Origin of the sequence: Streptomyces sp. SCSIO 30461 (genome assembly GCF_037023745.1) — a bacterium.
Classification (GTDB): Bacteria; Actinomycetota; Actinomycetes; order Streptomycetales; family Streptomycetaceae; genus Streptomyces.
This window is the reverse complement of the sequence record NZ_CP146101.1, coordinates 2,294,017-2,310,507: the sequence shown is the minus strand read 5'-3', so window position 1 is coordinate 2,310,507 and position 16,491 is coordinate 2,294,017. Positions and strand designations below refer to the sequence as shown.

At 70.7% G+C, this 16,491-nt stretch carries 16 protein-coding genes and 1 pseudogene; 9 read left to right on the top strand and 8 right to left on the bottom strand.

The genetic code is table 11. The features are described from left to right. Positions 1-6: 6 nt before the first annotated feature. The 4 genes from V1460_RS10385 to V1460_RS10370 all read left to right on the top strand — a co-directional run bounded on the left by V1460_RS10385 (position 7) and on the right by V1460_RS10370 (position 4,954). Entirely contained in the window at positions 7-1,332 is a 1,326-nt protein-coding gene (locus V1460_RS10385; protein WP_338673459.1) for a glutamate-1-semialdehyde 2,1-aminomutase, read from the top strand. Positions 1,333-1,726: 394 nt separating this feature from the next. After that, the gene (locus V1460_RS10380; protein ID WP_338673458.1) at positions 1,727-2,674 is read left to right on the top strand and encodes a VCBS repeat-containing protein; all 948 of its coding nucleotides are present in this window, start codon (positions 1,727-1,729) and stop codon (positions 2,672-2,674) included. Between the two features lie 358 nt (positions 2,675-3,032). Continuing rightward, on the top strand, positions 3,033-4,310 hold the full coding sequence (locus tag V1460_RS10375; protein WP_338673457.1) for a sensor domain-containing protein: 1,278 nt from the start codon (positions 3,033-3,035) through the stop codon (positions 4,308-4,310). Continuing rightward, positions 4,298-4,954 (top strand): response regulator transcription factor, encoded by a 657-nt coding sequence (locus tag V1460_RS10370; protein WP_338673456.1) that lies wholly within the window; start codon positions 4,298-4,300, stop codon positions 4,952-4,954. Before V1460_RS10375 ends, V1460_RS10370 begins: the two co-directional genes overlap by 13 nt. On the opposite strand, the gene V1460_RS10365 is transcribed toward V1460_RS10370, so the two are convergent. Continuing rightward, positions 4,872-6,380 (bottom strand): glycosyltransferase 87 family protein, encoded by a 1,509-nt coding sequence (locus tag V1460_RS10365; protein ID WP_338673455.1) that lies wholly within the window; start codon positions 6,378-6,380, stop codon positions 4,872-4,874. The two genes, V1460_RS10370 and V1460_RS10365, sit on opposite strands and share 83 nt — an antisense overlap. A gap of 336 nt (positions 6,381-6,716) precedes the next feature. Then, positions 6,717-8,207 (bottom strand): SulP family inorganic anion transporter, encoded by a 1,491-nt coding sequence (locus tag V1460_RS10355; RefSeq protein WP_338677991.1) that lies wholly within the window; start codon positions 8,205-8,207, stop codon positions 6,717-6,719. A gap of 425 nt (positions 8,208-8,632) precedes the next feature. Here V1460_RS10355 and V1460_RS10350 point away from each other — a divergent pair, with 425 nt between their 5' ends. Beyond that, on the top strand, positions 8,633-9,046 hold the full coding sequence (locus V1460_RS10350; RefSeq protein WP_338673454.1) for a MerR family transcriptional regulator: 414 nt from the start codon (positions 8,633-8,635) through the stop codon (positions 9,044-9,046). A 65-nt stretch (positions 9,047-9,111) separates the two neighbouring features. On the opposite strand, the gene V1460_RS10345 is transcribed toward V1460_RS10350, so the two are convergent. From V1460_RS10345 to V1460_RS10335, 3 genes and pseudogenes are all read right to left on the bottom strand, one after another. Then, positions 9,112-9,909: a hypothetical protein gene (locus tag V1460_RS10345; protein ID WP_338673453.1), complete on the bottom strand. Its 798-nt coding sequence runs from the start codon at positions 9,907-9,909 to the stop codon at positions 9,112-9,114. 53 nt (positions 9,910-9,962) lie between these two features. After that, on the bottom strand, positions 9,963-10,139 hold the full coding sequence (locus V1460_RS10340) for a hypothetical protein (RefSeq protein WP_338673452.1): 177 nt from the start codon (positions 10,137-10,139) through the stop codon (positions 9,963-9,965). A gap of 577 nt (positions 10,140-10,716) precedes the next feature. Beyond that, positions 10,717-11,016: pseudogene (locus V1460_RS10335) on the bottom strand (PucR family transcriptional regulator); the annotation flags it as partial. Positions 11,017-11,256: 240 nt separating this feature from the next. On the opposite strand from V1460_RS10335, the gene V1460_RS10330 reads away from it, so the two are divergent. Further along, complete coding sequence (locus V1460_RS10330; RefSeq protein ID WP_338673451.1) at positions 11,257-11,763, top strand: hypothetical protein; 507 nt, start codon at positions 11,257-11,259, stop codon at positions 11,761-11,763. A 54-nt stretch (positions 11,764-11,817) separates the two neighbouring features. Further along, entirely contained in the window at positions 11,818-13,248 is a 1,431-nt protein-coding gene (locus V1460_RS10325) for an SPFH domain-containing protein (protein WP_338673450.1), read from the top strand. A 150-nt stretch (positions 13,249-13,398) separates the two neighbouring features. On the opposite strand, the gene V1460_RS10320 is transcribed toward V1460_RS10325, so the two are convergent. From V1460_RS10320 to V1460_RS10310, 3 genes are all read right to left on the bottom strand, one after another. Next, positions 13,399-13,587, bottom strand: a complete 189-nt coding sequence (locus tag V1460_RS10320; RefSeq protein ID WP_338673449.1) for a hypothetical protein — start codon at positions 13,585-13,587, stop codon at positions 13,399-13,401. Between the two features lie 162 nt (positions 13,588-13,749). Continuing rightward, a complete protein-coding gene (locus V1460_RS10315; RefSeq protein ID WP_338673448.1) occupies positions 13,750-14,361 on the bottom strand; it encodes a TetR/AcrR family transcriptional regulator in 612 nt (203 codons plus the stop codon). Positions 14,362-14,399: 38 nt separating this feature from the next. After that, on the bottom strand, positions 14,400-15,080 hold the full coding sequence (locus V1460_RS10310) for a class I SAM-dependent methyltransferase (RefSeq protein WP_338673447.1): 681 nt from the start codon (positions 15,078-15,080) through the stop codon (positions 14,400-14,402). Between the two features lie 96 nt (positions 15,081-15,176). Here V1460_RS10310 and V1460_RS10305 point away from each other — a divergent pair, with 96 nt between their 5' ends. Both V1460_RS10305 and V1460_RS10300 read left to right on the top strand, forming a co-directional pair. Further along, on the top strand, positions 15,177-15,518 hold the full coding sequence (locus tag V1460_RS10305; RefSeq protein ID WP_338673446.1) for an FAD-binding protein: 342 nt from the start codon (positions 15,177-15,179) through the stop codon (positions 15,516-15,518). A 25-nt stretch (positions 15,519-15,543) separates the two neighbouring features. Further along, positions 15,544-16,233, top strand: a complete 690-nt coding sequence (locus V1460_RS10300; protein WP_338673445.1) for a class I SAM-dependent methyltransferase — start codon at positions 15,544-15,546, stop codon at positions 16,231-16,233. The last annotated feature ends 258 nt before the right edge of the window (positions 16,234-16,491 follow it).

Sequence of the window (16,491 nt, the reverse complement as noted above, 5' to 3'; positions counted from 1 at the left end):
GTTCGCGTGGACACCGAAGAGTTCCTCCTGCCCCGGTCGCGGACGGCGAACGAGCGGCTGCACGCCCTGGTCCCCGGGGGCGCGCACACATACGCCAAGGGGGACGACCAGTACCCCGAGGACCTGGCCCCGGTCATCAGCCACGGCCGCGGTGCCCGTGTGTGGGACGTCGACGGCAACCGCTATGTCGAGTACGGCTCCGGCCTGCGGTCGGTCAGCCTCGGCCACGCCCACCCGCGTGTGGTCGAGGCGGTGCGGCGGGAAATCGACCGCGGCAGCAACTTCGTCCGGCCGTCCATCGTGGAGGTCGAAGCCGCGGAACGCTTCCTGGCCACTGTGCCGACAGCCGAGATGGTGAAGTTCGCGAAGAACGGCTCCGACGCCACCACTGCCGCGGTGCGCCTCGCCCGCGCCGCCACCGGGCGCCCGCGGGTGGCCGTCTGCGCCGACCATCCGTTCTTCTCCGTCGACGACTGGTTCATCGGCACCACGCCGATGTCCGCCGGTGTCCCTGCGGCGACCGACGAGCTCACCGTGGCGTTCCCGTACGGGGATCTGGCAGCCACGGAGGAACTGCTCAGCCGACACCAGGACGAAGTAGCCTGCCTGATCCTCGAACCCGCCACGCACACCGAGCCCCCGCCCGGGTACCTGGCGGGTCTGCGTGAACTCGCCGACCGGCACGGTTGTGTGCTGATCTTCGACGAGATGATCACCGGCTTCCGCTGGTCCGAAGCGGGCGCCCAGGGCCTGTACGGCGTCGTCCCCGACCTCTCCACGTTCGGCAAGGCGCTGGGCAACGGATTCGCCGTCTCCGCGCTGGCCGGGCGCCGTGACCTGATGGAGCGGGGCGGGCTGCGTCACTCCGGCGACCGGGTTTTCCTGCTGTCCACCACGCACGGTGCGGAGACACACTCCCTGGCAGCCGCGATGGCCGTACAGACCACCTACGCCGAAGAGGGAATCACCGAGCGGCTGCACGCCATCGGCGAGCGGTTGGCCGCCGGTGTCCGCGACGCCGCGGCGGGCATGGGCGTCGGCGACCACATCGTCGTCCGGGGCCGCCCCAGCAACCTGGTCTTCGCCACCCTCGACGAGAACCTGCGGCCGTCTCAGCAGTACCGCACCCTGTTCCTGCGCCGGCTCCTCGCAGGCGGGGTGCTGGCCCCCTCGTTCGTGGTGAGCAGCGCGCTCGACGACACCGACATCGATCACACCGTCGATGCGGTCGCCCAGGCGTGTGCGGTGTACCGCAAGGCACTGGACGCCGCCGACCCCACTCCCTGGATGGCCGGACGACCGGTCAAACCCGTCTTCCGCCGCCTGGCATGACGTGACGTCAGCGATGCCTCCGCCGGACGGCCTGGTCAAGGGCGTCGGAATCGGTCTTCCACCGCCAGCCTAACCGACACCGGGCGCGGCAAATCTCCGTTGGCCAGAAGGAGTTGTCACTCCGTGAGTCCGGTTCCTGATCGCATTCGGTGCCGAACCACAGGGTGTCGCCAGCGCCGCGCTCACGATGCATCGTGGATGACACCGCCGCTGGAACCTCGAACCGGGCCACGCCGTGTCATCGAATCGGCACCCTTCCCGCCCCGCAAGCCCTCCCACCACCCGGCAAGGGGGCAGACGCTCTCGCGTATACGTCTTGGCTTAGTCTGTTGGACCTAGGGCGGAACGTCCGGCTCGTGTCAGAACGCCTGATCCGGCCTGCCCACTCGCAGGCATGAGGTACCACGTGCCCGGCTCCTCCCCTGACCATCCGGAGTTCCTTTTGCAGCGATTTACCCACCGCCGGCGGGGTCTCGCCCGCCTGGCCACCGTGGCCACGGCCCTCACCCTGTCCGCCACCGCCACCGGTACCGCCGTCGCCGACGCCCCCTCGGCATCCGGTCCGACAGACGGCACGGCCCCACGCGCCGCCGAGGCCGCGCTCAAGCCGACGCCCACCGCGCCGCTCTTCATCCTGAGCGGGATCCTGCCGTCGGGTCAGATGTACGCCTACCTCCCCAACGGAACCGGCGGCTTCGACACCCGGTCGGGCGCCTATGTCTGGAAGGGCCTCAAGTACGCCGTCTCGGTGGACCCGGACCTGACGGGGTACCAGGACGGCGCGTACCACGTCATGTCCAACGGGGTGGTGAACCTGTGGCGCGGGGGGAACCTCAAGCAGGTGGCCACCGGCTGGCAGCAGTACACCAGCGTCCTGTCGCCCGGCACCCTGGCCCGCGCAGCCCACCCCGACCTGCTGGCCCGCGACCGGCAGGGTGTCCTGTGGCGCTACCAGACCAGGGCGAACGGCACGATGGCGCCGCGCGTCAAGGTCGGCGCCGGCTGGAACCAGTACTCCCAGATCACCGGGGTGGGCGACTTCTCAGGCGACACCAGGCCGGACATCGTCGCCCGCGACGCGCAGGGCGTGCTCTGGCTGTACAAGGGCACCGGCGACGGACGCAAGCCGTTCGCCCCGCGCATCCGGGTCGGCGGTGGCTGGAACCAGTTCAACAAGCTGGTAGCCACCGGCGACGTCGACGCCGACGGCCGCAGCGACCTCCTCGCCCGCGACCCCAAGGGGGTCCTGTGGCTCTACAAGGGCACCGGCAAGGCGTCCGCGCCGTTCAAGGCCCGCGTCAGGATCGGTGCCGGCTGGCAGCAGTACCAGAACCTGTTCTGACCTGACTGAGCTCCGGTTGCCGTCCGGCTCGGCTCCCTGCACGTGCGGCGACCGGCCGCACCGCGGCTCGGCCGACGGGGCGGTGCGGAGGAGATGGGGTGGCCGCACGCCGAGTCGAGGCGCCGGCCGCCTGCGAGACGGTGCGGGGCGAAGCACGGCGCTTCGCCCCCGCCGTTCAGCGAACAGCCGCCGTCCGACTTGTGGAAGAAACCGTCGAGACGTGCCGCCGGGTCTGGCGTCCGCCCGCCTGTGTCGCCTTGCATGGGCTGGGCTTCTGTCACCGATCATGCCGGGACCTGGGGGGCACGATGCGCGATGAGGCGGTGCGGTACTTTCACCGTCCTGGAGGAACCCCGCCATGAACGTCGCCGTCTGGGCAGCCGTACGGCGGCGTCCCAGCCGTTTCCTGCTCTCCCTCTGGCCCCTACGCGCCTGGGGCTTCCTGCTCAGCGGCACCGTGCTGGGGGCCCTGCTGCTCGTGCTGCTGGCCGCACTGCTGTTCGCGGGGATCGGCCTGTCGGTGTTCGGCGTCGGGCTGGTCCTGCTGACCGGGGTTGCGGTGATCGGGATTCCGGTCGCGGCGCTGGAACGACGGCGACTACGGCTCGTCGAGCCGGTCCCGCTGGTGGACCCGCACGGGGCGCTACCGGGGACCGGTGCCCTGCGCTGGCTGCGCACCCGGTTGAAGGAGCGCGCCACCTGGCGGGAGCTGTCGTACACGCTGGTGTTCGCCGTGGTGTTCGCGGCAGCCGGCCTCGGCTTCACCGCCCTGCTGTCCCTGTCCGCCATGCTGCTCCTTACCCCGGTCATCGTCTGGGCCATCGCACCGGACACGGTGATGCTCGTTCCCGGACAACCCGTCTCCGACCCTGTCGGCGCGCTCCCCGGGACCCTCACCGGTCTGGCGGGTCTGGTGCTCGCCGCATACGCGGGCGCTCTGCTGGCCGGTGCCCAGGTCAGGGTGGCCCAGTTCCTGCTCTCCGCCCGCGAGGAGGACCTCCGCAGCAGGGTCATCGAACTCACCCGGTCACGAGCCCGGCTGGCCGACGCCTTCGAGGCCGAGCGACGGCGCATCGAACGGGACCTGCACGACGGTGCCCAACAGCAGTTGGTGGCGCTGAGTATGACGCTGGGTCTGGCCGAACTGGAGCTTCGGGAACAGGACTCCCCCGCTCTGCCGCTGATCGCCCGTGCCCGGGGAGAGGCCCGGCTGGCCCTCGACCAACTGCGCGACCTGGTCCGCGGCATCCATCCGCAGGTGCTCACCGACCACGGGCTGGCCGCCGCGGTCGCCGAACTCTCCCTGCGCAACCCGATACCGGTCACGGTGGACATCGAACTTCCGCGGCGGTTGGCCGCCCCGGTGGAGAACACGGCGTACTTCACCGTCACCGAGGCACTGGCCAACGCCTCCAAGCACAGCGGCGCGGAAGCGGTCGCGGTGCGCGGACGACTGGAGGGCGATCAGCTCGTGCTCGTCGTGAGCGACGACGGCCGCGGAGGGGCCGATCCCTCCGTCGGCTCCGGTTTGCAAGGATTGGCCGACCGTGTGGCGATTCTGAAGGGCAGGCTCACCGTGACCAGTCCCATCGGCGGACCGACCGAGCTGCGGGTGGAGGTGCCGTGCTCCGCGTAGTGCTCGCCGAGGACGCCGTGCTGCTGCGTGCCGGACTGGTGGAACTCCTCTCCCGGGCCGGCCACGAGGTGGTGGCCGCCGTGGGCGAAGCCGGGGAGCTGGCCCGCGCCGTGGACGCGGACCGCCCCGACGTGGTCATCACGGATGTGCGGATGCCCCCCGGATTCCGGGACGAGGGGTTGCGCGCGGCACTCGAACTGCGCGTGCACCATCCTGGGCTGCCGGTCCTCGTGCTCTCCCAGTACATCGCCACGGCCTACGCCAACCAGTTGTTCGGCGGGGCATCGGCGGACGGAGGAGGCCTCGGCTATCTCCTCAAGGACCGGGTGGGGGAGGTCTCCGACTTCCTCGACGCCCTGGACCGGGTGGCAGGCGGGCAGACGGTCATCGACCCGGAGGTGATCCGGGTGCTGCTGCGGGCGTCGGAGAAGCCGCTGCTCCGGCTGACGCCGCGCGAGAGGGAGGTACTCGCGCTGATGGCGGAGGGCCTCAACAACCAGGCCATCGCGCGGCGGTTGACGATCACGGAGGCTTCCGTGGTCAAGCACTCCGGCAACATCTTCATGAAACTCGACTTGGACCCGGCCGAGGGGAACCGGAGGGTACTGGCGGTGCTGGCGCACCTGCGCGGCGAGCAGCCGTAGCGGACCGCCCGCACGGACTGCGGGGCATGAGTGCCGTGGCGGAAGCGGACAGTACGGCCCCCGGGTGAGTAGCGGTACGGTCCCGTTCCGGCCGACCGTCACCATCGGCCGGAGCGGGCGCCCCGGCCGATACCGGATGTCCGGGCGGACCCGGAAGCGGCGTGTCGGCGTCCGTCGCCGGACGGTGACCCACCCGCCGTCGTACGACAGCGCCCGTCTTCGGGCTCGGGGCCAGGGCGTCGGCGCGCACCAACCGCGACCACACTGCGAGGAGGACGGGCAGGGCGAGGTAGCCGAACCGCCCGGCGGGGGCGAGCAGAAAGGCGAGCGAGAGGCCGATGGCCAACCGGTCGGCGGCCGCGACCAGGTCGCGGGGCGGCCGAACGCAGAGGGAGACCCCCACCACGAGCCCGCCGGCGAGCAGCAGCCCCATGGCCGCGTACCAGCCGGACGGGATCAGGTCGGCGAGGAGACGGCCGGGCATCGGGCTGCTCGCCGGGGTCCTGAACTCTCCGCGTCCGGTGGGGAAGGCCAACACCTGCTCGGCCATGGCCCGAGGGGAGAGGAGTACACCGGGCAGCACGGCCGCGACTGTGCCGGCGAGCGCGACGCCTCCGGCGCGCAGGGCCGCCCGCGGCCCGTCCCGGTGGGCAAGCAGTGCCATGACGACAGGGACAGCGGGCCACGCCGTCCACTTCAACGCGCACGCCGCCGCCAGAACCGACCCGGCGGCCATCGGCCGGTGCCGGGCCGCGAGGGCGAGGGCGAGACAGAGGAGACCGGCGAGCGGCAGGTCCACCCCGCTCACCGCGACCGGCAGAGCGACCACCGGAGAGGCGATCAGCGCGCCCACAGCGGTCCGGTACGGAACGCGTTCGCTCCTGCCCCCGGTCCGGGCGGCGGTCCCGAAGGCCCGCCGCCCGGCCCACAGGCAGCACAACAGCACGGCCGCGCACCACAGTCGGGCGTCGCCGAGCAGGCGCGCGACGGCGTCGTCCGCACCCAGGGCCGCCTTGGGGATCCCCAGCAGTGCCATGCCCGGCAGATACGGGTTGACCTCGATGACGGAGCGCGGGTCGTCGAGGTAGGGCGTCGCCCGCTCCAACAGGAGCCGGCCGGCGCGCTCGATGACCTCGACCTCGCTCTGGGCGGCCCCGCACGCCAGCAGGTACAGCGTCGGCAGGACGACCGCACCGGCGAGCGCGGCGCCGACCGCGGCGGTCCGGATCCGTGCCCGGTCCGGCCCGAGGGTGATTCCGGCCGCGGCCAGGTAGCCGACCGCTGCGCAGGTCCCCCAGACCCGGTGGGTCCCAATGGCGGATACAAGAGGAAAGGCCGCTGCCCAGCCGGCGGCGGCGGTCCAGCCGACCGTCCACAACAGCCTGCGGTTCGGGGGGTTTTGGACGACAACTCGATGAATCAGCACCCAGCCATTGCATCGACTGACGCTCTCCGGGTCATGACAGCCAGGTCGAGGGCTGATGGTCGGGTTTGCCCGACCATCAGCCCTCCGAAGGAACTCAGAGCGCGGGATGTGGCGTTCTGCTGCGCACGGCGGGGCTGCACGGTCACAAGTACGCCATCGATGCCATGCTCTGCGCCACCGCCCTCGCCCAGCCCGGCCCAGCCCGGCCCGGCCCGGCCGCGTCACGATCCTGGCGTCCGACGTCGAGGACATCGCCATGCTCACCACCGACCGTCCCCGCCTGACCGCCGAGAAAGCCTGATCCGTCGACGAGGCCGGCCGGTACGCCCTTCCTCGTCAGTGACCGGCGGCGAGTTCGCCGCTGAGCTTGCCGTGCAGGTGGGCGCTGGGCGTGTTGAGGCCGGTGATCTCGACGGTCTTGCCGCGCTGGGCGTACTTGGTCTCGATCGCGTCGAGGGCGGCGACGGAGGAGGCGTCCCAGATGTGCGCCGAACTCAGGTCGATGATCACCTTGTCCGGGTCGGTGGCGTAGTTGAACTGGCCGACGAGGTCGTTGGAAGAGGCGAAGAACAGCTCGCCGGTGACCCGGTAGACGACCGTCGTGCCGTCGGGGTCGACCACGGCGGTGACCTCGGCGAGGTGAGCGACTCGCTTGGCGAAGACGACCATGGCGGTGATCGAGCCCAGGACAACGCCGATGGCGAGGTTGTGGGTCGCCACGACGGCCACGACGGTGATCACCATGACGGCGATCTCACCGACGGGCATCCGCTTGAGGGTCTTCGGGGCGATGGAGTGCCAGTCGAAGGTCGCGAACGACACCATGACCATGACCGCGACCAGGGCCGCCATGGGAATGTCGGAGACGACCGGGCCGAAGACGATGCACAGCACCATCAGGAACGCACCGGCGAGGAAGGTCGAAAGGCGGGTGCGGGCGCCGGAGACCTTCACGTTGATCATGGTCTGGCCGATCATGGCGCAGCCGCCCATGCCGCCGAAGAAACCGGTGACGATGTTGGCGAGGCCCTGTCCGATCGACTCTCGCGTCTTGTTCGAGTGGCTGTCGGTGATGTCGTCGACCAGTTTCGCGGTCATCAGCGACTCCATCAGGCCGACCAGCGCCATTGCGAACGCGTACGGGGCGATGGCCGTCAGGGTGTCCAGGGTGAACGGAACGTCGGGCAGACCCGGCACCGGGAGGGACGAGGGCAGCTCACCCTTGTCGCCGACGGTCGGCACCGCGATGGCCGCACCGACGGTGATCACGGTGAGGATCACGATGGAGACGAGCGGGGCGGGGACCATGGTGGTGATCTTCGGGAAGAACACCATGAGTGCCAGACCGCCGACGATCAGCGGGTAGACGGCCCAGGGGACGTTCCGCATCTCGGGGACCTGAGCCATGAAGATCAGGATGGCGAGGGAGTTGACGAAGCCGACCATCACCGAGCGCGGGATGAAGCGCATCAGCCTCGCCACCCCGAGCGCGCCGAGCACGACCTGGAAGACGCCGGCCAGGATGACGGCCGCGATCAGGTAGCCCAGGCCGTGCTCGCGGTTGAGCGGGGCGATGACGAGGGCGACCGCGCCCGTGGCGGCGGAGATCATCGCTCGCCGGCCTCCGACGATCGAGATCGTCACGGCCATCGTGAACGAGGCGAACAGGCCGAGCGCGGGATCGACACCGGCGATGATCGAGAACGAGATCGCCTCGGGGATCAGTGCGAGGGCGACAACCAGGCCGGCCAGGACCTCCATGCGCCAGACCTTCGGATCGGAGATCCAGTCGGGCTTCAGGCCACGCAGGCGCGCGACCGGGGACACAGGAACGGCAGCAGAAGACAAGGGAGACGGAACCTGTCGTACTCGGGCATACCCCGTTCGGCAGGCCGGGGCGTGCGGGAGGACGCGGTGGAGCCGGGTCGGCGCCCCGCGGGCGGCTCCATGAGTGCGGAACCGGAAGATCGAATGGTGGCGGAGCAGGCCCGTGCGGTGGCTCAGGGGCTCACGTCCGGGGGCGAAGCCTCACGGCGGGCAGACGGCGGCGCCGGGCATCAGGAGCTCGCGCACGCTTCTCTCCTGCAAGAATCGGGACTTCGCCGGGGGCGGCATCGGCCCCGGCACGGCATTGGCAGGGCTGCGGTACGCCGCCCTGCCATCAGCAACTCTACCCTAACGTTAGGGTAGAGACCGGCGGTGCCCGCTCGGCCCCGACCGGCAGTCACGAGAAGGGCCAGAGGATCACCGGCGTGGACGGCAAGCACATGCAGATCGGCGAGGTCGCCGCTCGGACCGAGCTGTCCCTGCGTACGATCCGGCACTACGAGGAGGCCGGCCTGGTCGCTCCCTCCGCCCGTTCCCAGGGCGGCTTCCGCCTCTACACCGAGAACGACGTGGCCCGCCTCATGGTCATCCGCCGGATGAAGCCGCTCGGCTTCACACTTGATCAGATGCGCGACCTGCTCGAAGCCACCGACCGCCTCGACTCGGATGACGAACTCGACGCCGCCGAGCGCGAAGCCCTCCTGGGACGCGTCCGCGCCTACCAGCAGGCCGCCGCCGAGCAGGTCGGAAAGCTCCGCGTCCAGATGGCCCGCGCCGAGGACTTCGAAGCCACCCTTCGTACCCGGCTGGAGGCACCTTCGGTCACGGCGGGTTCCTGAGAGGGCGCCGCCCGCTCGCCTCGTCGACTGCCAGCGAGCCACGGCAGCTTCCGTTCAAGGGGTGTTCAGGACCACCCTGAAGCACGTCGGGTTGTTCGGGTTGCAGACGTGGCGGTTGGTGCCCCACGGGCTCTTCTTGAAGACCGGTTCGTCGTCGTATATCGGATCGGAGCCCTTGTCGTGAGGGGGCGTGCGTGACGGCCCCGTTCGCGGTCGGATTTCCAGCGCAGGTACCGGTGGACGAGCGGGACCATGGCACACCAGGCCAGGATCTCGGCGACCGGCCCGAGCCCGGACAGGGCGGCCAGGACAAGGGCCGGCAGGGGGCAGAGCGCGGAGCCGAAGGCCCACTTCGTCCGGAACACCAGCACGGCGGGGATGCCGTACGTCGCCCAGGTGCGGGCACGGGCGAGCGCGGAGCCTCCGGTATGCAGGAGGAACACGCCGACGGAGGTCATGGCAAGGACGAAGGCCGTGATGAACACCGCCTCGCCCTCCGGGGTGTCCGCTGTCTTCTGGACTGCTCCGTCGCGGGCCACGGCGACGGTGTAGTCGCGCCACAGAGTGAGGGTCACCTCGTCGCCCGGGGTGAGGTGCTGGAGGAGCGGGCCTGCACTTCCCATATCGATCTCTTCGGGCAGCCCCGGGGCTGCCCGCAGGCGGAGGGTGAACTCCTCGTGCTTCGTTTCGTCCCGGATGACGACGCCGGCCACCTGTGCCGTTCTGGCGTGAAGGCAGTTCTCCGTCGGCGCGGGGACGCTGCCCGGGCATGGCCTGGCCTGGAGATAGCGGCGCTCGTCCGCCACCGTCTCGGGCACTGCGGCGAGTCCGGCGGCCGAGACCGCGAGAACGACGAGGCCCATGAGCGCGGCGGCACCTCCCCATGTCCGGTGCCAGATGGTGCGGCTCCGCGGGCTCATGCCCTGGTGGCCCGGCGCTCGGAGAACCAGGCGCAGGCGAAGCTGAATGTGGCGCACCAGAAGAGCGGGGCGGCGAAGTCCTTGCTCCCGGCGATGGTGAAGACGGTGCCGAGGGTGGCCTGGAGGAGGCCGAGGAGAACGAAGTTGGTGGCGGCGCGGCGCTGGGAGTTCATGGTTCCCCGGGGAAGGTCGTTGAGGTGTACCGGCCGGCGGGCCGATCAGAGGTAGTAGCGGAGCAGGGTGGCCGCATCGACGATGCCGAACACGTGCGGCCGGTCGTCGTCATACTCGACGACCAAAACGACAGAGCTGCCGGAGCGCTCCATGAGTGCGGCCATGTGAACGGGTGAGGCATCGGGGTTCACGACAGGCAGCAAGGGCGGTCCGGGCGGCGAGCCCGGACAGCAGGACCGTGACAAGCAGCGCAGCCCCGAAGACAGCGACGAGCACCACTACGGAAGCCCCCGATCGACAGAAGAAGACACGCGTCCCTCGTTCGCCGACCAGACTTCCCGGCACACCGCCACGGACCTTACACGTTCCGTACGCGACGTCGACAGGTCCTTGACGCGCACCCGATCACGCTCCTGGTTGCCGATCCCGGCAACATTCCGAGACCCAAGGCTCTTTCGGCGCCGGGCGGGCTGATGGGACAGCGCGCACTCTCCGAGCCAGGAGCGCCGGGCAGACCGGTCGGCAACCGGTGCCCCCTGCCCGGAGCCCTCGACCCCACCCTCTCTGCCCCTCGCCTACTGCTTCCTCGTAGGAGTGGACGACCCCTCTGGGTCCGGGCTGGGGCCGGCCGATGGCTGCCCGGCCGCCGCCGGTGGCGGCATACGCCTGTAGGGCGAAGTAGGCCAGGACGTCGTCCTGGTCGCCGGGGGCGATGCACACGATCCGGCCGCCCTTGGTGGTGAGCAGAACGTGCCGGTCGCCGAACCTCCCGATCAGGGCCCGCTCGACCTCCTGCGGGACCGGGTCGGCCTCTCCGTACGCCTGCGGGCCGCGGGCGACGGCGACGGCGTGGGAGAGACGCAGACCGGAGCGTTCGGGCAGTGCCGACCAGATTTCCCGGCTCACCAGCGGTGATCCTGGTGGGCGGGGATGCGCTGTGCGGGCTTCCGCCGCCCGCGGCAACTTCAACGGTGCGATGACGGCCGAGTGCTGTGCGCGTAAGGACGGCATCAAGAGCGCGTAAAGACTGCCGAAGTACGGCAATGAACTCATGTGCGGTGCAGTGCCACGATGCCCCCGACGGCGGAAATAGCCCGGCAGCCGAGGGAGCGGGACATGGTCTGGTTTCTTGGTCTCGGCATCGGAGGTCTGGTGCTGCTGGTCCTGTCCCTGGTCTTCGACGGGGTGTTGGAGGGGGTCCTCGACGGTTTCGGCGGGGGGCTGGACGGGTTTCTGTCGTTGCCGGTGATCGCCGGGTTCGTGTCAGCCCTCGGTTTCACGGGGGCGATCGTGCTCGGCACCACCAGTACGGGGGCGGGGGGCGCCACCGGTGCGGGCGTGGTCACGGGGGTCGGCGTGGCCTGGCTGACCTGGAGGTTCAGCCGGGCGTTCATGCGCGACGGTTCCGCGCCCGCACCACGGGGCGAAGATCTGACGGGGACTTCGGGCGCGGTCGTGACGGCGATCCCTGCCGGCGGTTACGGCGAGGTGCTGCTGCATCTCGCGGGCCAGCCGGTGAAGTACGCGGCGCAGGCCGACGCGCCGGTCGCCCGCGGCACCGAGGTGTGGGTCGAGTCCGTGCTCTCGCCGACCGCGGTGACCGTCCGCCCCGTCGAACGCTGACCACTTGTCGGCTGCTGTTCTTCACCGTTCGTTCTGATCGAAGGGGGTCTCGTCATGAGCCCTGTCCTCACCTCTGTGGTGGGCATCGTCGTCCTGGTCGTCCTGCTCGGCCTCGTCGTCATCACGCGTTACAAGGTCGCCGGCCCCAGTGAGGCGTTCATCATCACCGGCCGGCGCGGCAAGAGGACCACCGATCCGGCGACCGGACGGGAGTACACGGACAACAGCGGCCAGAAGGTCGTGGTCGGCGGCGGCGTGTTCGTCGTGCCGTTCGTGCAGCAGAAGTTCAGCCTCGATCTGTCCAGCCGGCACATCCCGGTCGCCGTGCGGGGCGCGGTCACGCTGCGAGGTGTGAAGGCGAATCTCGAGGGTGTCGCGATCGTGAAGGTCGGCGGCACCGAGGACTCGATCCGGGCCGCGGCCCAGCGGTTCCTGATGCAGCAGGACGGCATCGTCGGCTTCACCCAGGAGGTCCTGTCCGGTGCGCTGCGGTCGATCGTCGGCCGGATGTCGGTGGAGGACGTCATCCGCGACCGGGCCGCCTTCGCCGGGCAGGTCGCCGAGGAGGCCGAGGCGAGCCTCTCCGGCCAGGGCCTGGTCCTCGACGCCTTCCAGATCCAGGACATCACCACCGAGGGCTCCTACCTCGAAGACCTCGGCCGGCCCGAGGCCGCCCGTGCGAGGCAGGAGGCCGACATCGCCGAGGCCGTCGCCCGCCGGGCCGCCGAACAGGCCCGGCTCAAGGCGGAGGAGGAGATCGCGATCGCGCAGCGGACCCTCTACCTGAAGCAGGCCGAGATCAAAGCGCAGACGGACGAGGCCACCGCCCAGGCGAACGCCGCCGGTCCAATGGCCGAGGCAGCGCGTCAGCAGGACGTTCTCAGCGAGCAGGAGAAGGTCGCGGCCCGCCAGGCGGCACTGACCGACCGCCAGCTCGACACCCAGGTCCGCAAGCCCGCCGACGCGGCCCGCTACCAAGCCGAGCAGGAGGCGGAGGCCCGCAGGGTCGCCCTGGTCAAGGAGGCCGAGGCCGCCGCCGAGCGCGCCCGGCTGACCGGTGAGGGCGAGAAGGCCCAGCGTGCGGCGCTGGCCGAGGCGGTCCGTATCGAAGGCGAGGCCCAGGCCGCGGCCATCGGCGCGAAGGGCTCCGCGGAGGCCGAGGCCATGCGGAAGAAGGCCGATGCCTTCGCCCAGTACGGCGACGCCGCCGTCCTGCAGATGCTCGTCGAGGTCCTCCCGCAGGTCGTCGCCAAGGCCGCCGAGCCGCTCGCTGCCGTCGACAAGATGACCGTCATCTCCACCGACGGAGCCAGCCGGTTGACCCGTACGGTCACGGACAACGTCGCCCAGGGCATGGAGTTGCTGTCCTCCGCCACCGGGGTCGACCTCGCCTCGCTGCTCCAGGGCATCACCCAGAAGAAGCCGACGCCCGAGACCGCAGTGACTCCAGCGGCTCCCGGCACGCCGGTCGAGACCACCTCCTAAATGACGTTGTCAAGCCGCCGTTGCGACTGGGAGTGCGCCTTGGCGGCACCGTCCGTCACAGCGCCGAGTCGTCGTGAGACGCCGGGCGGCCAGGTAATGCGAACCATCTGGTGCAACCGACTGAAAGCCGCCGAGTAGCCGAGGGGAATCTCACCAGCGGTCGGCCGGTGTGCGGACTTCGAGCTCGGCGCGGAGTTGGGGGACGTGCATGAAGCGGGGGGTGTGGTACTTCGGGGCGACCTTGCCGCCGCGGGTGCGGCAGGTGCTTCCGGCGGGCACTTCACAGGTGGGGCAGTCGAACTGTTCGACGGCTGTGGCTGGTTCGGCGAGGTCCGGCATGTCGCAGAACCAACGCGAGGGGCTTTGTGCGAACGCCGTTTTGCGAGAGGTTGTGAGAACGGAGATCAGGGGTGAACCGGACATGGTCCGGTGAGGGTCTCCGGCCTCTCAGAACTACTCATTTCTGAGAGCACGGAGCGTGACGGCATTCACCGGAGGTGATCAGGGGGCTGGGTCGGTCGGTAGGTGGGCGGCGACGACGCGGCGGAAGAGGGCTTGGACGGCGGTGGTGATGTCGGTGTCTGCCGGGGTGTGGTGGCAGGGTCCGGTGTAGGCGTGACTGAGGAAGTCGGCGGTGAGTTCGGGGTCGGGGACGTCGAACTCGCCTGCCGCGTGGCCTTGGGCGAGGAGGGTGACGAGCAGGTCGCGGGCGGCGGTCATGGGTTCCTCGCCAACGGTGCCGCCGGGTTCGTGGAAGAGCCGGTGGTAGAGCTCGTGGTGGTCCTGTTCCGCGGCGACCCAGGCGGCGACGAGGCCGTCGAGGCGTTCGGTCCAGGTCAGCCCTGGCTGCTTCAGGAGGGCCGTGGGCCGCTGGAGCATGCGGTCCCACATCTCGGCCTGGAGGGCGGCCAGGAGTTCCTGTTTGGAGTCGAAGTAGAGGTAGACCGTGCCCTTGGCGACCCCGGCGCGGGCGGCGACCTTGCTGACGGTCAGCGCCTCGTAGCCGTCCTCCAGGAGCAGGGCGGCGGTGGCGTCGAGGATCTGGCGGCGGCGGACGTCCGGGGGCTGGAAGCGGCCGGTGGGTTGGGCGGGGGCGGACTGGTCCGCGGGCACGGTCCCTCCTTCGTCGTCAGGTGACTGACCGGTGTCGGTCAGCCGGTGCCCTCCAGGGTGTCATGCGGCTTGCGGGCGATGACGACGACCGCGTGGTCCTCGCTGGGGTGCTGGATCCGCGGGACGACCTGCCGTTCAGCGCGCACGATGTCCAGGCCGAGGCCGATGAAGGCCTCGGTCAGTTCGGCGAGGGTGGCCAGGTCACCGGGCTTTCCCCAGTCGCAGGCCTCCTCGTCCCACTCGCCGAGGGCCAGGATCCCGCCCGGGGCGAGGGCGGTGGCCAGGGTGGCCAGGGTCGCGGTACGGGCGGGGCCGCGGGGCGGCAGCGCGTAGGAACTGAGGGCGAAGCCGTAGACGGTCTCTGGCTGCCAGACGGCGCTGTCGGCGACGGCGAGATCCACCCAGTCGTCCAAGCCGCGGGCGCAGGCACTGGCGCGAGTGGAGGCGATCGCACGGGGGGCGAGGTCCACGCCGGTGACGCGCCAGCCGCGTTCGGCGAGCGCGAGGGCGTTGCCTCCGGCGCCGCAGCCCAGGTCCAGGGCCCTGCCCGGCGGGAGGCCGTCGGCGGGGGCCAGGAGCGCCAGGTCGGGGGCGGCGGTGTCGCTGCCGTCGCCTGCGTAGAGGTCGTCCCACGCCGACTCCGGGTACGAGGCGGCCTCGGGTCCGTGGGTGTGGTTGCTGTCCTGCGTGTCGCAGGCGCGTCCGGTGGTGTGGGTCATATTTCCTCCCGCGGGAATGAGATCGAGCGAATGACCGTTGGTCAGTAGTATGACCGTCGGTCATTCGATTCCGTCAAGTCCCCTCGGAGGCATCCCATGGGCCGCACCACCCAGTACGACACCGTGATCATCGGCGGCGGGCCCGCAGGCCCGACCGCTGCGCTGACCCTGACCCGCTACCGGCAGCGCAGCCTCGTCATCGAGTCCCCCGCCCCGCCGCGGAATGCCGCCTCCCGCGGTGTGCACGGCCTGATCGGCCTCCTGGAGGGGGCCACCCCCGACGAGCTGCGCTCCCGCGCCTGGGAGGAGCTGGACCGCTACGGCCTGGCCACACGGCTCGACGCCACGGGCGACCTCACGGGCAGGACCTGGGAACAGGGAGCCGTCCCCGCCGTCGCCGCCGGAGCCGACACCATCCACTTCGCCCACCTGGCCTGACGGCCCCGACCCACCGGAGCCCTCCGTGCCCGAGCAGGACTTCACCGACTACATCGACCGCATCGGCGGCCACCTCGGCGACCGCACCACCCTCTACCAGGCCGTCGCCTCCCACACCGGAGCCCGCCGCGTCCTCTACCCCGGCAGCTACCTCGACCTCGCCCCCTCCTACCACTGGCCCGACGTCACCTACCTCGACGCAGACGCCCGCGCCCGAAAGGCCTTCCAGAGCCCCGACGCCACCACGCTCGCCACCCGGCACAAGCACTACGCCGAACAGCCCCGCATCGTGTTCGTGCCCGGCGACTACACCCGCACCCTCAAGGATCTGCCCACGGCCGAGTGGGATCTGGTGATCTCCCTGTACGCGGGCCCCGTCTCCGAACACGCCACCCGCTGCCTGCGCCCCGGGGGCTGGCTCCTGGTCAACAACAGCCACGCCGACGCCGGCCTCGCTCACCTCGACCCCCGCTATCGGCTCGCCGCCGTCCTCCACCACCGCTCCGGCCGCTATCGCCTCACCACCGACGACCTCGACCGCTACCTGCAGCCCGCACGCCCGCCCCACCCCACCCGCGAACAACTCCACGCCACCGGCAGGGGCACCTCCTATACCCACCCGGCCACCGCCTACCTCTTCCGCCTCGACCCCACACACGCGAACGGTAGACCCGGCCCGGAATCCCACCAGAACCCGGCAGGCCGACACCTCTGACCGAGCCCGTACGTGCCAGGCGCCCGCGCGGGGAGAGCAACGACCCCGCCCGGGCGCCTGGCACGTTCACCTCAACGCTCGTACTCGTCGTCCTCTCCGGCGTCGCGGCCGTCGCCGTCGAGGAGGTCGTTCACCCTTCCGTCGGGACCGCTCGGCCCTGTCGGCCCATGCGCGACGACAGGAAGAGTCAACCAGTGGGCTTCGCGGCCGAGACCGGTGCTTGAGCTGCCGTCCGCGGATGCCGATTAACCAATGCAC